Genomic DNA, 18,336 nt, shown 5'->3' with positions numbered 1-18,336 from the left:
CTGAACGAGGGCGCCCTTCCGCCGTGGAAGGGCGCCCTCGCCGTTTTCCTAGGAGCGCTTCCAGAACGCTCGCCGAGTCGTTCCCCTCTGCTGCTCGGGGCCGGTGCCGTCGCCCAGGAACGTGGCCAGCACCTGGATCGCGCGCTCCCACAGGTCGTCGGCCCGGTCGGCGGGACGGGCGACGGCGGTGCCGATCGTTTCGCGCAGTTCCTGGAGCTCCTGCGTCAGGGCGCGGAGCGGAACGAGCGCCGAGGCGGCGGTGCCGGCGGACTCCAGGCTGCGGAGGGCCTCGGTCAGGGTGGGCAGTGCCGACGCGGTCAGGAAGTCGACACGGTCGCGGTGCCGTCCCAGGCGTCCGGCCTGAAGGTCCTGGAGGAGGACGCGCAGCGCGTCGCGGGGATCGTCCTGCGGCGCGGGCCGCGGGCGGCGCCGCCGCACCGGGCCGCCCGGCCTGCCGCCGGGACCGCCGGGACGGGCGGTGCCCCGGGGCGCGGCGGCGCGCTCCGGCGGGCCGCCCAGGAAGTCCGGGACGTCGAGGTCGTCCGCCGCGCCGCCCGGCTCCGGCGGCCGGGCACCGTAGGCGGCGGGCGCGGGGAAGGACGCGGCGCGGGCCGCCATCGGCATCGCCGCGGGCGCGGCGCCGTAGCCGCCGGCCGGGGCCGCGGCGGAGGCGGGGGCCGCGCCCCAGCCGTCCGGGGTCTCGACCGGCTGGACGACCTGGTGGGGCCGCCCGCCCTCGGCGACGACCCGGCTGTCCACGGCGACGAACGCGGTGAAGCGGCACAGGACGCCGAAGCGCAGCGAGGTGTCGACGATCCGCTGCTCCAGGTCGGCCGGGCCGCCGGTCGCGTACCGGTCCTCCAGGTCGCGGAGGTGCGCGCGGGCCCAGACGGCGCCCGCGGCGGGGGAGTCCGTCCGCGTGGCGGTGGCCTGCCGCTCCCAGCCGGTGCCACCGGCGGATCCCTGGACGACGACGCCGCCGGACGGGGCGCCGCGGTAGCGGCCGGAGACGACGAGCGGAACGCCCGGGTACAGGGCGCCGATGCGGCGCGGCGCCACCGTGTCCGGAACGATCTCCAGCCCCGCCGGTGCCAGCCGCAGCCCGGTGACCAGCGGGGACCCGATGCGGTGGTGGATGGCCTCCATGGCCTCGTCCAGCCGGTCCTCGGACTCGACCAGCTCGCAGCGCCCGTTCCCGGCCTCGGCCAGGCGGCGCAGGAACCCGGCGTTCACGGCGCGGTCGATGCCTACCGTGTGCACGCGCACGCCGTGCAGGCGCGGCTGGAGGCGGGACAGGATGTGGTCCTCGTTCGCGACCTGGCCGTCGGTGATCAGTACGAGCACCCGGTCGCGGCCGGGGTCGGCGAGCAGCCCGCACGCCTCCTCCAGCGGCGCGAGCATCTCGGTGCCGCCGCGCGCGCCCAGCCCGGCGAGGTGCTCGACCGCCCGGAACCGGTTGCGGTCGGTGCCCTCGGCGAGCCCGTGCCCGAGGTCGCGGGGGCGCTCGACGACGGTGTCGAACGACAGCACCGCGAACCGGTCCGCGCCGGTCAGCGTGTCGACGATCCGCCCGGCGGCCCGCCGCGCCGCGACCATCTTCCAGCCGTGCATGCTGCCGGAGCGGTCGAGGATCAGCACGACGTCGCGCGGGGCGGGGCGGCTCTCGCCGCCGGGGAGGAGGGTCAGGGTGAACGTTCCCTCGTCCCCTTCCGCGTCCGGGGTGACGGCCAGGGCGGGAGCGTCCGGGGAGGCGTACGCGAGCCGCAGGATGAAGTCGCGGTTCAGCCGCTCGCCGGGGTGCAGCCGGATGGTCGTGCGCCCGCCCCCGGTCTCCTTGGCGTCCTCGGCCACGACGTGGAGGGCCGACCGGATCCCGGTGAGCTCCAGGCCCGCCGGGTCGACGTCCACGGCGATCGACAGCCGTACCGGGTCGGGGAACCCCGGCAGCAGCACCGGCGGGCTGATCCGCGAGGCGTCCGGCACCGCGTCGGTGTCGGCCTGCACGCCCGCCCCGGCCTGCTCGCCGTCGATCAGCGCGCCCGGTACGTAGCGCGGCGCCACGACCAGCGGGAACCGGAACGTGGCCGCGCCGTCCTCGTACGGCAGCGGCTGGTTCAGCGTGAGCCGTACCGTCACCCGCTCGCCCGGCAGGATGTTGCCCACCCGCATCGTGAAGACGTCGGGCCGGTCCTCCTCGGCGATGGCGGCCCGCCGCCCGGCGGCGATGGCGGTGTCGTAGTCCTGGCGGGCCTGGCCGCGCTCCTTCAGGACGCCGTCGATCACCCGGTCGGCCGCCTCCATCCGGAGCGCGGTCACGGCCGCGCGGTCCGGCAGCGGGAAGATGTAGGTCGCCTCCAGCGGCTCGTCGTACGGGTTGCGGAACCCCTGCTCCACCTCGATCCCGGCGGCTAGGCCGGCGATGGAGGCGCGGACGTCGACGCTGTCGAGGGGCAGGTTGCCCCGCCCGGTGCTCAGCGCGCCCAGCCCGCCCTCGTCGGGGCCCGGCGGCACGGCGGTCTCGGGAAGAGGGTCGATGCGAACGGTCACTGGGACCTCCCGGATGGGTCGGCGGGCGTTGTGTCGAGGGGCGGGCCGTCAGGGGACGGGCTGTCGGTCGGTGCGGGAGGAACGCGCTCGATCAGGCCGCGCCGCCGCAGCTCCTCCAGCAGCGGCCCGGCGGCCGCCGCGATGGCGGTGAGGTCGTCGTCGCCGAGCGCGGGGACGTCCAGCAGGAGCGTGAGCCCGTTTGCGAGCCGCACCCCTTGGACGACCGGCGGCCGGGGTACGGCACCGCCGCCGTCGGGCGCCGGTGCGGCGGCGGCCGTCGCGGGGGCCCAGAAGCGGGAACGCGCGGCGGGCGCCGCGGCTGGCGCGGGTGCGGGCGCGGGAAGGTCGGCTATCCGGCTCAGATGGGTGTCGGTCGCCCCCGCCAGCTCCGCCTGGATCTGGGCGATGGTGCGGCCCTCGGCCTGGCGGCGCTTGACGGCGACGAGCTGGCGGAGGTGGCGCGGGCCGTACAGGGCGGTGCGGCCGCGGCGGCCCAGGGGCGGGTCGACGAGCCCGATGGTGGTGTACCAGCGGATCAGCCGTTCGTTCGGCATGTCCCGCACCCGGCCGTTGACCTGCACGGGATCGCCGGCCGAGAGGGCCTCGACGGCCCGCTCCGCCAGTTCCGCGATGGTCCACGTGCTCTCCATGCCCCGATAGTGACACTGTCATGATGACAGTGTCAACGTCGCAACTCTAGCGAAGCCCTTGAACGCGGCGGAGCATCGGCGCACGCTTGCAGGGGCCGGGATGTGCGGTGGCCGGGAGTGGTGGGAGGGAAGGGGCTTTCGGTGCGCAGCGACGCGGGTGGCGGCACGTCCGGCGCCGGCGACTCCGCTTGGTCGCGCTACCGCGCGCTCGCCGGCCGGGACCGGCGCGAGCGGTTGGTCGTCCGGTCCGTGCTGGCGGCCGGGGCCGGGGTCGTGGCGGCCGGGGTCGCGGTGTGGTGGGCGGGGATCGCCGTCGCCGCCGCGGTCTTCGCCGGGCAGGTGGTGTACGGGCGGGTGCGGCCGGGTGCGGCGACCGAGTGGCGGCGGGGCGCGCAGGCCGAGCGCCGTACGGGCCGCCGGCTGGCCCGCCTGGACCCGGCGGCCTTCCACGTCCTGCACGACCGGGTGCTGCCCGACTCCAGGAGCAATCTCGACCATCTCGTCATCGGGCTCACCGGGGTGTACGCGATCGCCAGTCGGCGGTGGCGCCGGGGCGTCCGGCTGCGGTCGGAGCAGGGGCGGTTGTGGGCCGGGGGCAGGCCCGCGGCGGGCGTGGACGTGGCGGCGCACGCCGCGACCCTGGTGGAGAAACTCCTGGCGGACGAACTCGGCCATGCGGTCGCGGTCGAGGCGGTCGTGGCCGTCCATGGGGCGCGGGTGCCGCGGGAAGGGCTCCGGCACGGAGAAGTGGAATTGCGTTCGGCCCGTTCCCTTCCGGGCGGTATCGCAGGACGTCCGGTGATCTTCACGAGTGCCCAGGTCACGACCATCGCTGCCGCCGCCGAGCGGGCGCTGCCGCCCATGATCCCTTTCTGACTCCGGGTAATTGTGGGCGTGGACACGGCCGGACGTAGTACGACAAGAGCGAATAAATAGCACAATCCACAATCCGTTTCCGGGAACGGCCTCATAACGGCACGGCGTCTTGAGTTCGAATCTGTGAAATTGGCTGTCAAGCGGCCGTCGACCCTTTAGTTTTCTTTCCATGGACGACCACCTACTGGTCGAGGCCCTGCGTGCCCGCGACCCCGGCGCGGCGGGTGCCGTCTACGACGCCTACGCCGACCGGCTGTACGCGTACTGCTGGTTCCAGCTGCGCTGCCGGGACGCGGCCCAGGTGGCCCTGCGCGACACGTTCATCGTGGCCGAGGCGCACGCCGGAAAGCTGCGCGATCCCGACCGGTTCGGGCCGTGGCTGTACGCGCTGGCCCGGCTGGAGTGCGCCCGGCGGCCGCCGCGCCCCGGCCAGGAGCCCGACCTGCCCGTCGCCAGCCACGACCAGGACGACGTCGACCAGCGGATGATGGCCTGGCAGGCGGTGCTCGGCCTGGCCCCCGACGAGCGGGAGCTGCTGGAGCTGCGGGTCCGGCACCAGCTGTCGGTGCCCGACCTGGCGGCCGTCCAGGACCTGCCCGTCAAGGACGCGCAGGACGCGCTCGACGCCGCGCACGCCGCGCTGGAGACGGCGCTGACCGCCGAGATCGTCGCGCACAGCGGCCCGTACGGCTGCGACGAGCGCGGCCGGCTCCTGCGCGAGCGGCGCGGCGAGCTCGACCGGGAGCTGCGCGAGCGGCTGGCCGGGCACGCGCGCGACTGCGGCACGTGCGCGGAGCTGCTGCCCCGCACCGTCTCGGCGGCCAAGGTGTTCGGGCTGCTGCCGTGCGCGGACCTGCCGCCCGAGCTGCGGGTGCGCGTGATGAGCGCGTTCATGGACCCCGACCTGGTCGGCTACCGGCTGTTCGTGGCGACGCGCGTGGACGGGCTGGGCCCGAGCGGCTTCCCCCTGCGCCCCCGCCGGGGAAGGGCCGCCGCGGCCACGGAGAGGTCCCGCCGGGACCGGCGCTCCAGGCGCCGGGATCCCGGCCGGCGGCCCGAGGTGCCGCTCCCGGACGACTCCGGGCGGCGCCGCTCGGTCGCGTGGCTGGCGGTGGGAGCGGTCGCGGCCGCGCTGCTGCTCAGCTCGGGCGCGGCCCTGCTCCGGCTGGACGGGCGCGGGACCGGGCACCCCCAGGCGGTCGTCACCGGCGACCTGAGGCCGCCGGACGGCGGGTCCTCGGCCCGGCCCGGCCGGTCCGCCGGGGGGCCGGGCGTCCCGGTCTCGGCGACGTTCCCGCTCGGGGCGCTGGTCCCGTCCGCGCCGCCGACCGCGCTGCCGTCACCGCCGCCCGGCGGCGGCACCGGCGGTGGGGAGCACGCGCCGCCTCCCGGCGAGGGCGCGCTCGCGGTCTCCCCGCTCTTCCTCGACCTCGCGGGCGGCTCGGACGGCACGGTCGAGCTGCGCGCCGGCGGCGGCCCGGTCGACTGGCGGGCCAGGACCTGGGGTCCGGTACGGGCGAGCCGCACGTCCGGGCGCCTGGAGGCCGGCGAGACGGCCAGGATCGCCGTGCGCGTGTCCCGTTCGGCCCGTTCCCAGGGGGAGGGCGGGATCGCGTTCACGCCGGGCGGCGCGGAGGTCCGCGTCACCTGGCGGCCCGCTCCCGGCCCGGGGCCCTCGCCCGACCCGACGCCGACGACTCCCGCGCCGGAGCCGACGCCCACGCCGACACCCACTCCCTCGCCCACCCGGCCGCCGGCGGAACCGTCGAGCCCGCCGCCCTCCACGCCGCCGGACGCGTCCGAGCCGGCGCCCCCGCCCGGATCCGGCGGCACGCCGGCCCCCTCCGGATCGGGTTGACCGAACACGAGTCGATCAAGCGGTGTGCCTCGACCGCGGTCAGGGTAGAGCGATGACTACTCTGAGTACTTGATCATTCGCGTACGGTGCGACGCGGTAGGGGGGACCGTGGTCCTGAGGACAACCGGCGCCGGGGCACGCCTGGCCGCCCTCACGCTGGGCCTGGCGGCGCTGACCGCCGCGGCGCCCGCGGCGCCCGCGGCTCCGGTGGCGGCGGAGCCGGCGCCCAGCGCCCGCGACGTGGCAGCGAGTAAGGAACGCGTCCAGGAGCGGGCCGCCGAGGTCGGCCGTACCAAGGCGCGGCTGGCGCAGGCGAGCGCCGAGCTGGAACGCCTCGCCGCGTCGACCGCGCAGGCCGTCGAGCGCTACAACGGCGAGCTCATCATGATGCGCCGGGCGCTGGCAGACTACGAGCAGGCCCGGCTCCGCCAGGAGGAGGCGCTGCGGCGCGCCGAGGAGGCCCGGTCCGAACTGGCCGTGTTCGCCGCCGACGCGTACCGGATCGGCGGCCCGTCCCTGCCCGCGGTCGTGGCGGGTACGGGCGGCCCGCAGGGCTTCATGGACCGCGCCGGGATGGTGCGGGCGCTCGCGCGGCAGCGGACCGGGATCATCGAGCGGGCCGAGGCGGCCCGCAACGTCGCCGGCCTCTTCCAGCGGCAGGCGCGGGCGGCGTTCGACGAGCGCCGCGATGCCGCGATCCGCGCCGCCGAGGCCCGGAAGGCCGCCGAACGCGCCGTCTCGCAGCAGCGGGACGCGGTGCGGCGCATCGGAGCCGAGCAGCGGAGCCTGCAAGCGAGCCTGGGCAAGGCGCAGGCACGCGCGCTGCGGCTACAGCGGGAACGCCAGGCGGCACTCGAAAAGGCCGAGATCCGGCGCGCGCAGGAGGCGTCCAAGGGAGCGGGGGCCGCGGCCGCGGCCGGTTCCGGGACCGCGAGCCGTCCGGTGGCGGCGACGCGCCGCGGCTCGATCGTCGTACGGGCCGCGCTCCGATGGCTCGGCACGCCCTACTCCTGGGGCGGCGGCAACGCGAGCGGCCCCAGCTACGGGATCGCGCACGGCGCGCGCATCCACGGCTTCGACTGCTCCGGCCTGGCCCTCTACGCGTGGGCGAAGGCCGGCGTACGCCTGGACCACTGGACGGGAACGCAGTGGACGTCCGGGCCGCGCGTCCCGCTGAACCGGCTCCGCAAGGGCGACCTGGTCTTCTTCGCCCGCAACACCGCGGACCCGGCGACGATCCACCACGTCGGCATCTTCATCGGCAAGGGGCGCATGGTCGAGGCGCCGTACACGGGCGCGCGGGTGCGCGTGTCGAGCATCTGGCGCGACGGGCTCATCGGCGCCGTCCGCCCGGCGGGCTGAAACGGCCCCGGGAAGCGAAACACTTCCGTACGGCCATGCTGTACGGAAGTGTTCCGGCCCACCGGACGGCAGGGAGCGGGGAGCGCGCCGGACGCCTCAGTGGCCGCCCTGCTCGGCGGCTCGCTTGAGGGAGCGCTCGATCTCCAGCTCGGCCTCGACGCGGCCGACCCAGCTGGCGCCCTCGACGGACTTGCCGGGCTCCAGGTCCTTGTAGACCTCGAAGAAGTGCTGGATCTCCAGCCGGTCGAACTCCGGCACGTGGTGGATGTCGCGCAGGTGCTCCTGGCGCGGGTCGGTCGCGGGGACGCACAGCACCTTGTCGTCGCCGCCGGCCTCGTCGGTCATCCGGAACATGCCGACCGCGCGGCAGCGGATGAGGCAGCCGGGGAACGTCGGCTCCTGGAGCAGCACCAGGGCGTCCAGCGGGTCGCCGTCCTCGCCGAGGGTGTTCTCCACGAACCCGTAGTCGGCCGGATACTGGGTCGCGGTGAAGAGCATCCGGTCGAGCCGGATGCGACCGGACTCGTGGTCCACCTCGTACTTGTTCCGCTGGCCCTTCGGGATCTCAATGGTGACGTCGAAATCCAAGGTGTCCTCCGCTCCCTGCGCGGTCGCAGTGCATAGTCTTTCGGGGTCCGTGCGGGTGAGGCCGACCCTCACGGTGGGTGTTCCCATATATAAGGATGTCGCACGTTGGTGAGTGGTGAGTGGGAGAGGGGCGGTCAGGTGCCGGAACAGGCCACCCGCCTGCTGACGATCACGCTGTCCCTCCTCATCGTCTTCACCGCCTCCGCCGGGGTGGCAGTGGCGAAACTCACACCGGCGCGGCATCTGTCGCCGCAGCCCCCGTCCGTCGCCGGGCGGGAGCCGGTACGGGCCGCCGCGGCGACCGGCCTCGCGCCGTACACCGCCGGCGCGCCGATGCCCGACCCCGGCACGCTCGCCGGGCGGCTGACCCCGCTGGTACGGGACGCGCGCACCCGGATCGGCGCGGTGGTGACCGACGTCGAGACCCGGCGCACGCTGTTCGCGGCGGACGCCGGCCGGCCCGCGACCCCCGCCTCCACCACCAAGCTGATCACGTCGGTGGCGGCGCTGGCCATGCTCGGTCCCGCCCACCGGATCGCGACCCGCACGGTCCGGGGCGGCGACGGCGCCGTGGTGCTGGTCGGCGGCGGGGATCCTACCGTGACCGCGTCCCCCGCGCCCGCACCGGGCGACGGTACGGACGGTGAACGCCCGGTGTACGCCTCCCTCCCCGACCTGGCGCGGCAGACCGCCGCGGCGCTGAAGGCGGCCGGCGTCCGGGAGGCCCGGGTGGACTTCGACGTGTCGGCGTACCAGGGCCCCCGCACGGCCGCCGGCTGGAAGCCCAACTACCTGCCGGACGGGGAGCTGGCGCCGCCGTCCGCGCTGACCGTGGACGAGGGCCGGGTCAGTCCGGGCGACCCGACGGTCCCGACGCGCGTCGCGAACCCGCCCGCGGCCGCGACGGCCGCGTTCGCGCGGCTGCTCTCTCGCAATGGCGTGAAGGCGAAGGCGGGGCGCCAGGTCACGGCCCCGGAGGGGGCCGCGCAGCTGGGCGCGGTGCGGTCGCCGACGGCCGCCGAGCTGGTCGAGCACCTGATGACCGAGAGCGACAACGACGTGGCCGAGGCGATGGCCCGGCAGGTCGCGATCAAGATGGGCCGGCCGGCCTCGTTCGACGGTGCGTCCCGGGCGGTGATGGAGGTGCTGGCCGGGCTCGGCGTCCGGTCCGGGATCCAGGTGAACGACGGCAGCGGCCTGTCGACCGCCAACCGGATCACCCCGGCCGCGCTGGCCCAGGTGATCTCCGTGGCCGCCTCGGCCGCGCGACCGGAGCTGCGCGCCGCGATCACCGGGATGCCGGTCGCCGGGTTCTCCGGGACGCTGAACATGCCGCGCTACACGTCCCCGTCCAGCCGGGCCGGGGCCGGCGTCGTCCGGGCCAAGACCGGGACGCTGGCCGGGGTGAGCACGCTCGCCGGGGTCGCGTACGACGCCGACGGCCGGCTGCTGGCGTTCGCGTTCATGATGGGCGACGGCAAGGGCGCGGTGGACCCCGGGCACCTCGACCGGCTCGCCGCCGCGGTCGCCTCCTGCGGCTGCTGACACCGCACCGCGCGGGGCGCCTGCGCATATATGCGATATCGCTGCTTCGGGCTGGTTCGGCCCCGTCTCCGCGTGTGGCGAACGCCGTACGGGAGATAACCAGAACAGTCGTTCGTTGAACGATCGAGCACGGGCGCTCCGGCGCCGGGACCCGAACGTACGGTGGAGTACATGAGCGCCTCAATGATCGACTGGAACCTGGCCGTCCAGACCGGCACCCGGCTGCTCCGGCCCGGTCCGCAGGTCGCCCAGGACGAGGCCCGCGCGGTGGTGGAGCAGCTCCGCGAGCTGTCCCGGATCGCGCAGGGGCACGTCCGCGACTTCACCGGGATGCGGTCGGCGGAGGAGGATCCGGCCCCGGCGACGATCGTCGACCGGCCCGGCTGGATCCGCGCGAACGTGGACGGCTTCCGCGTGGTGCTCGAACCGCTGATGGAGCAGATGCAGGACCGCCGCGGCTCCGGCGGGCTCGGCGGCGGCGCGGGCGGCGTGGTCGTCCAGGCGGTCGGCTCCCGCGTGACGGGCGTGCAGGTGGGCGCGCTGCTGGCGTACATGGCGGGGCGCGTCCTCGGCCAGTACGAGCTGTTCCTGCCGCCGGACCCGTCCGGCCGCAACCCCACCGGCCGGCTCACGCTGGTGGCGCCCAACATCGTCCAGGTGGAGCAGGAGCTCGGCGTGGACGCCCGCGACTTCCGCCTGTGGGTCTGCCTGCACGAGGAGACGCACCGCACCCAGTTCACCGCGGTGCCGTGGCTGCGCGAGTACGTCCAGGACCAGATGACGCAGTTCCTGCTGGCGTCCGACCTCGACCCGGGAGCGATGCTCGACCGGATCAAGGAGGCCGCCGACGCCGTCGTGGACGCCGTCCGGGGCGGCGACAGCAACCTGATCGACGCGATCCAGTCACCCGAGCAGCGCGAGATCCTCGACCGCCTCACCGCCGTGATGACGCTGGTCGAGGGGCACGGCGACTACGTGATGGACGCGGTCGGCCCGGAGGTCGTCCCGTCCGTCCAGGAGATCCGCTCCCGCTTCCAGGGGCGCCGTGAGGGCGGCGGCCGGATGGACAAGACCATCCGCCGGCTCCTCGGCATCGACCTGAAGATGAAGCAGTACGCCGAGGGCTCGCGCTTCGTCCGCCGCGTCGTCGCCGAGGTCGGCATGGACGGCTTCAACAAGGTCTGGGAGTCGCCCGAGAGCCTCCCCAGCCACGCCGAGATCAAGGAGCCCGCCCGGTGGATCGCGCGGGTCGTCGTCCCGCCCGCCATCGACGCGCCGCCCGCCGCCGGGGAGGCCTGACCTTCCCGCGCCCCCACCGGTACGGCAGCATGGACGGGTGATCGACGGCATGCGGCTGGCGCGGGCGGAGGGGGCCCATGGGGCCTGATCCGGCCGTCGCCCTTGTACGGAGTGCGGTGCGGCGGGTGCTGGACGGGCTGCCGCCGGGCGCCATGGTGCTCGCGGCGTGCAGCGGCGGCGCCGACTCGCTGGCGCTCGCGGGCGCGCTGGCGTTCGAGGCGCCGCGCTCGGGCCCGGACGGGCGGCCCGCCGGCGCCGTCACCGTCGACCACGGACTCCAGGAGGGCTCGGACGCGCGCGCCGCCCGGGTCGTCCGGACGCTGGCCGACCTCGGGCTCGACCCGGCCGGCTCGGTCGCGGTGACCGTCGGGGAACGCGGCGGGCCGGAGAACGCGGCGCGCGAGGCCCGCTACGGGGCGCTGGACGACGCCGCCGTACGGCTGCGGGCCGCCGCCGTCCTCCTCGGGCACACGCGGGACGACCAGGCCGAGACCGTCCTGCTGGGGCTCGCTAGGGGATCCGGGGCGCGCTCGCTGGCGGGGATGCCGCCCTCGTTCGTGCGGAGGTCCGCCAAGGAGGGGGCGGAGGTCCGCTACGCGCGGCCGCTGCTCGACCTCGACAGGGCGACGACGCGGCGCGCGTGCGAGGCGATGGGGCTGGAGCCCTGGGACGACCCCCACAACGACGATCGGACCTACGCGCGCGTGCGCGTACGACACGAGGCCCTGCCCGCCCTGGAGAAGGCCCTCGGACCCGGCATCGCCGAGGCACTCGCCCGTACGGGCAGGATGCTGCGCGACGACGCCGACGCGCTGGACGACCTCGCCGCCGGCGCCTACGCCGAGGCGTCCACCGCGCCCGGCGAGCTCGACGTGGAGCGCCTCGCCGCACTGCCGCGCGCCGTCCGCACGCGGGTGCTGCGCATGGCGGCGATCAAGGCGGGCAGCCCTCCGGGTACCCTCGCCGCGGTCCATGTGGAGGAAGTGGACCGGCTGGTCACGGCGTGGCGGGGGCAGCGGCACGTCGACCTGCCCGGGAGCGTCAGGGCATTCCGGCGATATGGCAGGCTGCTCTTCGGCCCGGCGTGATCCGCGGGCCGCGACCGTCACAAGAGGGTGGGATTCGTGGACGAGAAGGACCTGGGCGCCGACCTGGCGAAGGTACTGATCCCCGAGGACCGGCTGCGGGCCAAGGTGCGCGAGCTGGCCGAGCAGATCGACGCCGACTACGCCGGCAAGGACCTGCTGCTGGTGGGCGTCCTCAAGGGCGCCGTCATGATCATGGCCGATCTGGCGCGGGACCTGCACACCCCGGCCTCGATGGACTGGATGGCCGTGTCGTCGTACGGCTCGGGCACCAAGTCGTCCGGCGTGGTGCGGATCCTCAAGGACCTCGACACCGACATCCTCGACCGGCACGTGCTGATCGTCGAGGACATCATCGACTCCGGCCTCACGCTGTCCTGGCTGGTCAGCAACCTGCTCTCGCGCAAGCCCGCGTCGCTGGAGATCTGCGCGCTGCTGCGCAAGCCGGAGGCGGTCAAGACCGAGATCGAGTGCCGCTACCTCGGTTTCGACATCCCGAACGAGTTCGTCGTCGGGTACGGCCTCGACTACTCCGAGAAGTACCGGAACCTGCCGTTCGTGGGCACGCTGGCCCCGCACGTGTACGGCGGCTGACCCGCCGCCCCGGCCGCTCCCGGCCCCGCCCGATCCCACCCGGGCCGGTGCCGCCCATTCCGGCCTGATCCGGGCACTTGACGCAGTCCCCTACCGTGGGCCTACCGTCCCTTAGCGCGGCCTGGTCCCGTTTGGCAAGGGGCAGGAGCGTGGGAACGTGACCCTCAGGGAACAACGGGACGTACCGGATCGTTGCATGGAACGTCGGCGGGAACATCAGATGCGTGTACATCGAAGGCGAGCAGGGCCCAGCCGCCTGGCTGCGTCCGCTGCGCCCTGCGGTGTACCGTCGATATCCCGGGCTTCGTGTCGGGAGGCCATTAAGGAGGCCGTCACGGTGGACCTTTACGAATCCACGCGGACGGCCGGGCGAGCCGGCCGCGGAGCCCGCGGAGCAAGGACCCGGTTCACAGTGGCGCGCGTCCCTCGGGACGGGCGAATCGCAAGGTCAGGAGGGACGGGCCCCGAAGGGGTAACCGGATAAATGGACGTGAAGCGCTATTTTCGCGGGCCGCTGCTGTGGATCCTGCTGTTCGGCCTCTTGGTCGCCCTCATCATGTGGGGCGTCAACCCCGGCCGTTCCTACGAGAAGACCGACACCTCCAAGGTGGTCCAGTCGATCGCCGCGGGCCAGGTGAAGTCCGCCAAGATCATTGACAAGGACCAGCGGATCGAGGTCACCCTCAAGGACGGCAAGCAGCAGCAGGCGTCCTGGGTCGACGGCCAGGGAGTCCGCCTGCAGGAGCAGCTGCAGCAGCAGGCCCAGCAGGGCAAGCTGCCCGGCGGCTACAACGTCGAGGTCCCCAAGCAGAGCGTTTTCCTGAACCTGCTGTTCAGCCTGCTGCCCATCGTCGTCATCGTGCTGATCTTCCTGTTCATCATGAACCAGATGCAGGGCGGCGGCTCGCGGGTGATGAACTTCGGCAAGTCCAAGGCCAAGCTGATCACCAAGGACACCCCCAAGACCACCTTCGCCGACGTGGCCGGGGCCGACGAGGCCCTGGAGGAACTGGAAGAGATCAAGGACTTCCTGCAGAACCCGGCCAAGTTCCAGTCCATCGGCGCCAAGATCCCCAAGGGCGTGCTGCTGTACGGCCCGCCCGGCACCGGCAAGACGCTGCTGGCCCGCGCGGTCGCCGGCGAGGCCGGGGTCCCCTTCTACTCGATCTCCGGTTCGGACTTCGTCGAGATGTTCGTCGGCGTCGGCGCGTCCCGCGTCCGCGACCTGTTCGAGCAGGCCAAGGCCAACGCCCCCTCGATCATCTTCATCGACGAGATCGACGCTGTCGGCCGGCACCGCGGCGCCGGGCTCGGCGGCGGCCACGACGAGCGCGAGCAGACCCTCAACCAGCTGCTGGTCGAGATGGACGGCTTCGACGTCAAGGGCGGCGTGATCCTGATCGCGGCGACCAACCGTCCCGACATCCTCGACCCGGCGCTGCTGCGCCCGGGCCGGTTCGACCGGCAGGTCACCGTGGACCGTCCCGACCTGGAGGGCCGCAAGGGCATCCTGCGGGTCCACGGCCGCGGCAAGCCGTTCGCGCCGGACGTCGACCTGGACGTGATCGCCCGCCGTACCCCCGGCTTCACCGGCGCCGACCTGGCCAACGTGATCAACGAGGCGGCGCTGCTGACCGCCCGGTTCGACCAGAAGCTGATCGACATGGACACCCTGGAGGAGTCCATCGACCGCGTCATGGCCGGGCCGGAGCGCAAGACCCGGGTGATGTCGGAGAAGGAAAAGAAGATCATCGCCTACCACGAGGGCGGGCACGCGCTGGTGGCGCACGCGCTGCCGAACTCCGACCCCGTGCACAAGGTGACGATCCTGCCGCGCGGCCGCGCCCTGGGCTACACCATGACGCTGCCGATGGAGGACAAGTTCCTCACCACCCGTTCGGAGATGTCCGACCAGCTGGCGATGCTGCTGGGCGGCCGTACCGCCGAGGAGCTGGTCTTCCACGAGCCGACCACCGGTGCGGCCAACGACATCGAGAAGGCCACCTCGATCGCCCGCAACATGGTCACCGAGTACGGCATGAGCGAGCGGCTGGGCGCGCGCAAGTTCGGCACCGGCGCCGGCGAGGTGTTCCTCGGCCGCGACATGGGCCACGAGCGCGACTACTCCGAGGACATCGCCTCCGCGATCGACGACGAGGTCCGCCGCTACATCGAGTCCGCGCACGACACCGCCTGGGAGATCCTGGTCGAGTACCGGGACGTCCTGGACGACCTCGTGGTCAACCTCATGGACAAGGAGACCCTGTCCAAGGACCAGGTGCTGGAGATCTTCGCGCCGATCACCAAGCGGCCGCACCAGAACTCCTACACCGGCTACGGCAAGCGGCTCCCGTCCGACCGCCCGCCGGTGCTGACGCCCAAGGAGCTGGCCCTGATGGGCCCGCAGGACGTCACCGACCTGACCAAGAACAACGGGCAGGGGTCGACCGCTCCCGAGCAGTCGCCCGACGTGTCCAAGGGCGAAAGCTGACCACGTTGACCGACTCGTTCGACGAGCCGGCCGCGGGGGAGGGCGTCCAGCCCTCCCCCGCGGGCGGTTCCGGTTTCGACAACGCCCGCATCGAGCGGGCGGTACGCGAGATCCTGTTCGCCATCGGCGAGGACCCCGACCGCGACGGGCTCCGCGACACGCCGTCCCGGGTGGCCCGCGCGTACGCCGAGCAGTTCGCCGGCCTGCGGCAGACCCCCGAGGACGCCCTCAACAAGGTGTTCGAGGCTGACCACGACGAGATGGTCCTGGTCAAGGACATCGAGGTCTACAGCACCTGCGAGCATCACCTCGTCCCGTTCCACGGCCTGGCGCACGTCGGGTACACGCCCAACAAGAAGGGGCAGATCACCGGGCTGTCCAAGCTGGCGCGGCTGGTCGACGTGTACGCGCGGCGCCCGCAGGTGCAGGAGCGGCTGACCAGCCAGGTGGCCGACGCGGTGATGAACATCCTCGAACCGCGCGGCGTCATCGTGGTGATCGAGGCCGAGCACCTGTGCATGACCATGCGCGGCGTGCGCAAGCCCGGCGCCAAGACCGTGACCTCGGCCGTCCGCGGCGACTTCCGCGACTACGCAGAGACCCGGGCCGAGGCCATGGGCCTCATCCTGGGCCGCGGCTGAGCGCGGCGGGCCCGGGGCGGGGCGCGGGACGGTTGCGGGCGGGGCATAGGCTTGAGTGCATGACCGTCCGGCGCCCGCTCCCGCCGCAGCCCGTTCCCGGGCTGCCCGCGGCCGGGCGCTGCCTGGTGATGGGCGTGGTGAACGTGACGCCCGACTCGTTCTCCGACGGGGGCGCCTGGTTCGACCAGGAGAAGGCGATCCGGCACGGGTTCGATCTGGTCGCCGAGGGCGCCGACATCGTGGACGTGGGCGGCGAGTCCACCCGTCCCGGCGCGCAGCGCGTCTCCCGCGAGGAGGAGCTGCGGCGGGTCGTCCCGGTGATCGAGGCGCTGGCGGCCGGCGGCGTGCCGGTCAGCGTCGACACCATGCGCGCCGAGGTGGCCGCGGCGGCCGTCGCGGCCGGCGCGAGGCTGGTCAACGACGTCAGCGGCGGGCTCGCCGATCCCGACATGCCGCGCGCGGTGGCGGCGGCGCGCGTCCCGTACGTGGTCATGCACTGGCGCGGGCACAGCCACGACATGCAGTCCCGCGCCGTGTACGCCGACGTCGTCCGCGAGGTCCGCGAGGAGCTGCTGCGCCGGGTCGAATCGATACTGCGTTGCGGCGTCGACCCCTCGATGATCGTCCTGGATCCGGGGCTGGGCTTCTCCAAGAGCCCCGAGGCGGGGCACAACTGGTCGCTCCTGGCCGAACTGGACGCCCTGACGAGCACGGGTCACCCGGTCCTTGTGGGCGCGTCCCGCAAGCGCTTCCTGGGCAGGCTGCTCGCCGGCCCGGACGGCGCGCCGCGCCCGTTCACCGACAGCGACGACGCGACCGTCGCGGTCACGGCGCTGTCCGCCGCGGCCGGCGCCTGGTGCGTCCGGGTGCACCGCGTCCGTCCCAACGCCGACGCCGTACGGGTCGCGGCCGCCGTCCTGGCCGCCGCGGACCGCCGTGAAGGGGCCGCCCGATGAGCAACGCCGTCGACCGCGGCCAGGTCGAGGAGGTCAACGCCGAGTTCTACGCCGCGTTCGAGGAGGGCGACTACGACCGGATGTCCGCGGTGTGGGCGGACGGGCCGTACGCCTCCGGCGTGAGCTGCGTCCACCCGGGCTGGGCGATGCTGCGCGGCCGGGACGAGGTGCTGCGCTCCTGGGCGCTGATCATGGCGAACACCGGCTACATCCAGTTCGTCCTCACCGACGTCCAGACGTCCGTCTACGGCGACCAGGCCGTGATCACGTGCAACGAGAACATCCTCACCGCCGAAGAGGGCACCGACTCGGGGTTCCTCGCCGGGGGAAGCATCGTGTCCACGAACGTGTTCGTTCGTTACGACGGTGAATGGCGGCTTTTGCTGCACCATGGGTCTCCCATCCTGAACGGCACAGAGGAAGAATGACTCTCGACCGCATAGAGCTGCGCGGGTTGCGCGCCCGGGGGCGGCACGGTGTCCTGCCCGCAGAACGTGAGCTGGGCCAGGAGTTCGTGGTGGACGTGTCGCTCGGCCTCGACACCGGTCCGGCCGCGGCCGGCGACGACCTGTCGCGTACGGTCGACTATGGATCGCTCGCGGGCCGGCTGGTCGCCGTCGTCGAGGGGGAGCCCGTCAACCTCATCGAGACCCTGGCCGACCGGCTCGCCGCGGTCTGCCTGCAAGACGCGGCGGTGATGGAGGCCGAGGTCACCGTCCACAAGCCCGGCGCCCCGGTGCCGCACCCCTTCACGGACGTGGCCGTGAGGATCAGGAGGAGTCGCCCATGACAGCGTCCGATCGCATGCCCGACCGCACCGCGACCGGTGGCCACATGCTCGTCGCGCACCGCGTCGTGTTCTCGCTCGGCAGCAACCTCGGCGATCGCCTGGACAACATCCAGGAGGCCGTGGACGCGCTGTTCGACGCGCCCGGGCTCTCCTTCGTGGCGATGTCACCGGTGTACGAGACCGCGCCGTTCGCGCCCCCCGGCCAGGAGATCCCCGACCAGGGCGACTTCCTGAACATCATCCTGGTGGCCGACACCCGGCTGCCACCGGAGAACCTGCTGGAGCGGGTGCTCAACATCGAGAACTCGATGCAGCGCGTCCGCGAGGTCCGCTGGGGCCCGCGCACGCTGGACATCGACATCGTGGTGTTCGGCAACGTGACCTCCGACGACCCCGACCTGACGCTCCCGCATCCGCGCGCGCACGAGCGCGCGTTCGTGCTGGTGCCGTGGGCCGACATCGAGCCGGACGTGCTGCTCGCCGGGCACGGCCGCGTCGGCGACCTGGCCGCGGCCGTGGCCGCCGACACCGGCACCCCCGAACTCCGCCGCCGCGACGACCTGAGCCTTCAACCACCTGCATGAGCGCTACTCGTCCGGTTTTCCTGCTCGCTCTTGTGGTCGTCGCGGCGGCGATCACTTGGGCGGTGCTGGACACCGCCTATGTCTCGCTGCCACCGCTGCCGTGGACGGCGGTGCCGACGCTGCTGCTGCTGGCCCTGGGGGAGGGCTTCAGCGGCTGGAACGTGCTGCGCCGCATCCGCCGCAAGCCGGGCACCCGGCCGGTGGAGCCGATGGTGGTGGCGCGGATGGCGGCGCTGGCCAAGGCCAGCGCGCACGCGGCCGCCGTGCTGGGCGGCGTGTTCGGCGGGTTCGCGCTGGCGCTGGCCGACTCGCTCGACAAGCAGACGCCGCGCGAGGACTTCTTCGTCAGCGTCGGCACGTTCCTGTCGGCGATGGTGCTGGTCGGCGCGGCGTACTTCCTGGAGTACGCCTGCCGCGTCCCCAAGGACCCGGAGGACGAGGCGCGCGACCGCGGCCGTTCCCGCGCCTGA

17 protein-coding genes are annotated in these 18,336 nt (G+C 73.8%); 14 read left to right on the top strand and 3 right to left on the bottom strand.

What is annotated here, in order from left to right; genetic code table 11:
• Positions 1-48: 48 nt before the first annotated feature.
• Together AB0881_RS21580 and AB0881_RS21575 are read right to left on the bottom strand one after the other, a co-directional pair.
• Positions 49-2,547, bottom strand: coding sequence for a VIT domain-containing protein (locus AB0881_RS21580; RefSeq protein WP_366619145.1), 2,499 nt, complete (start codon positions 2,545-2,547; stop codon positions 49-51).
• Positions 2,544-3,197, bottom strand: a complete 654-nt coding sequence (locus AB0881_RS21575; RefSeq protein WP_366619143.1) for a MerR family transcriptional regulator — start codon at positions 3,195-3,197, stop codon at positions 2,544-2,546. Before AB0881_RS21575 ends, AB0881_RS21580 begins: the two co-directional genes overlap by 4 nt.
• 141 nt (positions 3,198-3,338) lie before the next feature.
• Here AB0881_RS21575 and AB0881_RS21570 point away from each other — a divergent pair, with 141 nt between their 5' ends.
• The 3 genes from AB0881_RS21570 to AB0881_RS21560 all read left to right on the top strand — a co-directional run bounded on the left by AB0881_RS21570 (position 3,339) and on the right by AB0881_RS21560 (position 7,293).
• Positions 3,339-4,073, top strand: a complete 735-nt coding sequence (locus AB0881_RS21570) for a nuclease-related domain-containing protein (RefSeq protein WP_366619141.1) — start codon at positions 3,339-3,341, stop codon at positions 4,071-4,073.
• Between the two features lie 169 nt (positions 4,074-4,242).
• Positions 4,243-5,931 carry a sigma-70 family RNA polymerase sigma factor gene (locus AB0881_RS21565; RefSeq protein WP_366619139.1) on the top strand — a complete coding sequence of 563 codons (1,689 nt, stop codon included), beginning with the start codon at positions 4,243-4,245 and terminating at the stop codon, positions 5,929-5,931.
• Positions 5,932-6,039: 108 nt separating this feature from the next.
• The gene (locus AB0881_RS21560) at positions 6,040-7,293 is read left to right on the top strand and encodes an NlpC/P60 family protein (protein ID WP_366619137.1); all 1,254 of its coding nucleotides are present in this window, start codon (positions 6,040-6,042) and stop codon (positions 7,291-7,293) included.
• A 96-nt stretch (positions 7,294-7,389) separates the two neighbouring features.
• Here the strand turns inward: AB0881_RS21560 and AB0881_RS21555 are convergent, their stop codons facing one another.
• Complete coding sequence (locus AB0881_RS21555) at positions 7,390-7,881, bottom strand: inorganic diphosphatase (protein ID WP_366619135.1); 492 nt, start codon at positions 7,879-7,881, stop codon at positions 7,390-7,392.
• Between the two features lie 138 nt (positions 7,882-8,019).
• Here AB0881_RS21555 and dacB point away from each other — a divergent pair, with 138 nt between their 5' ends.
• The 11 genes from dacB (at position 8,020) to AB0881_RS21500 (ending at position 18,336) form a co-directional block, all read left to right on the top strand.
• On the top strand, positions 8,020-9,426 hold the full coding sequence (gene dacB / locus AB0881_RS21550) for a D-alanyl-D-alanine carboxypeptidase/D-alanyl-D-alanine-endopeptidase (protein ID WP_366619133.1): 1,407 nt from the start codon (positions 8,020-8,022) through the stop codon (positions 9,424-9,426).
• Between the two features lie 183 nt (positions 9,427-9,609).
• Complete coding sequence (locus AB0881_RS21545) at positions 9,610-10,725, top strand: zinc-dependent metalloprotease (RefSeq protein WP_366619212.1); 1,116 nt, start codon at positions 9,610-9,612, stop codon at positions 10,723-10,725.
• Between the two features lie 77 nt (positions 10,726-10,802).
• On the top strand, positions 10,803-11,813 hold the full coding sequence (gene tilS / locus AB0881_RS21540) for a tRNA lysidine(34) synthetase TilS (protein WP_366619132.1): 1,011 nt from the start codon (positions 10,803-10,805) through the stop codon (positions 11,811-11,813).
• A 36-nt stretch (positions 11,814-11,849) separates the two neighbouring features.
• Complete coding sequence (hpt, locus tag AB0881_RS21535) at positions 11,850-12,404, top strand: hypoxanthine phosphoribosyltransferase (protein ID WP_366619130.1); 555 nt, start codon at positions 11,850-11,852, stop codon at positions 12,402-12,404.
• Positions 12,405-12,888: 484 nt separating this feature from the next.
• Positions 12,889-14,895 (top strand): ATP-dependent zinc metalloprotease FtsH, encoded by a 2,007-nt coding sequence (gene ftsH / locus AB0881_RS21530; protein WP_366619128.1) that lies wholly within the window; start codon positions 12,889-12,891, stop codon positions 14,893-14,895.
• Positions 14,896-14,900: 5 nt separating this feature from the next.
• Entirely contained in the window at positions 14,901-15,536 is a 636-nt protein-coding gene (folE, locus tag AB0881_RS21525) for a GTP cyclohydrolase I FolE (protein ID WP_366619126.1), read from the top strand.
• Positions 15,537-15,664: 128 nt separating this feature from the next.
• The gene (gene folP / locus AB0881_RS21520; RefSeq protein ID WP_366619210.1) at positions 15,665-16,492 is read left to right on the top strand and encodes a dihydropteroate synthase; all 828 of its coding nucleotides are present in this window, start codon (positions 15,665-15,667) and stop codon (positions 16,490-16,492) included.
• Positions 16,489-16,920 (top strand): nuclear transport factor 2 family protein, encoded by a 432-nt coding sequence (locus AB0881_RS21515; protein WP_366619124.1) that lies wholly within the window; start codon positions 16,489-16,491, stop codon positions 16,918-16,920. Before folP ends, AB0881_RS21515 begins: the two co-directional genes overlap by 4 nt.
• Complete coding sequence (gene folB / locus AB0881_RS21510) at positions 16,917-17,282, top strand: dihydroneopterin aldolase (RefSeq protein WP_366619123.1); 366 nt, start codon at positions 16,917-16,919, stop codon at positions 17,280-17,282. Before AB0881_RS21515 ends, folB begins: the two co-directional genes overlap by 4 nt.
• Positions 17,279-17,866, top strand: coding sequence for a 2-amino-4-hydroxy-6-hydroxymethyldihydropteridine diphosphokinase (gene folK, locus AB0881_RS21505; protein WP_366619121.1), 588 nt, complete (start codon positions 17,279-17,281; stop codon positions 17,864-17,866). Before folB ends, folK begins: the two co-directional genes overlap by 4 nt.
• Complete coding sequence (locus tag AB0881_RS21500; protein ID WP_366619119.1) at positions 17,863-18,336, top strand: DUF3180 domain-containing protein; 474 nt, start codon at positions 17,863-17,865, stop codon at positions 18,334-18,336. The genes folK and AB0881_RS21500 overlap by 4 nt, the downstream gene beginning before the upstream one ends.

The sequence above is a fragment of the Spirillospora sp. NPDC029432 genome (genome assembly GCF_040703975.1).
Lineage (GTDB): Bacteria > Actinomycetota > Actinomycetes > Streptosporangiales > Streptosporangiaceae > Spirillospora.
Note: the sequence above shows the minus strand (reverse complement) of the source record. Positions and strands in the feature narration are given on the sequence as shown.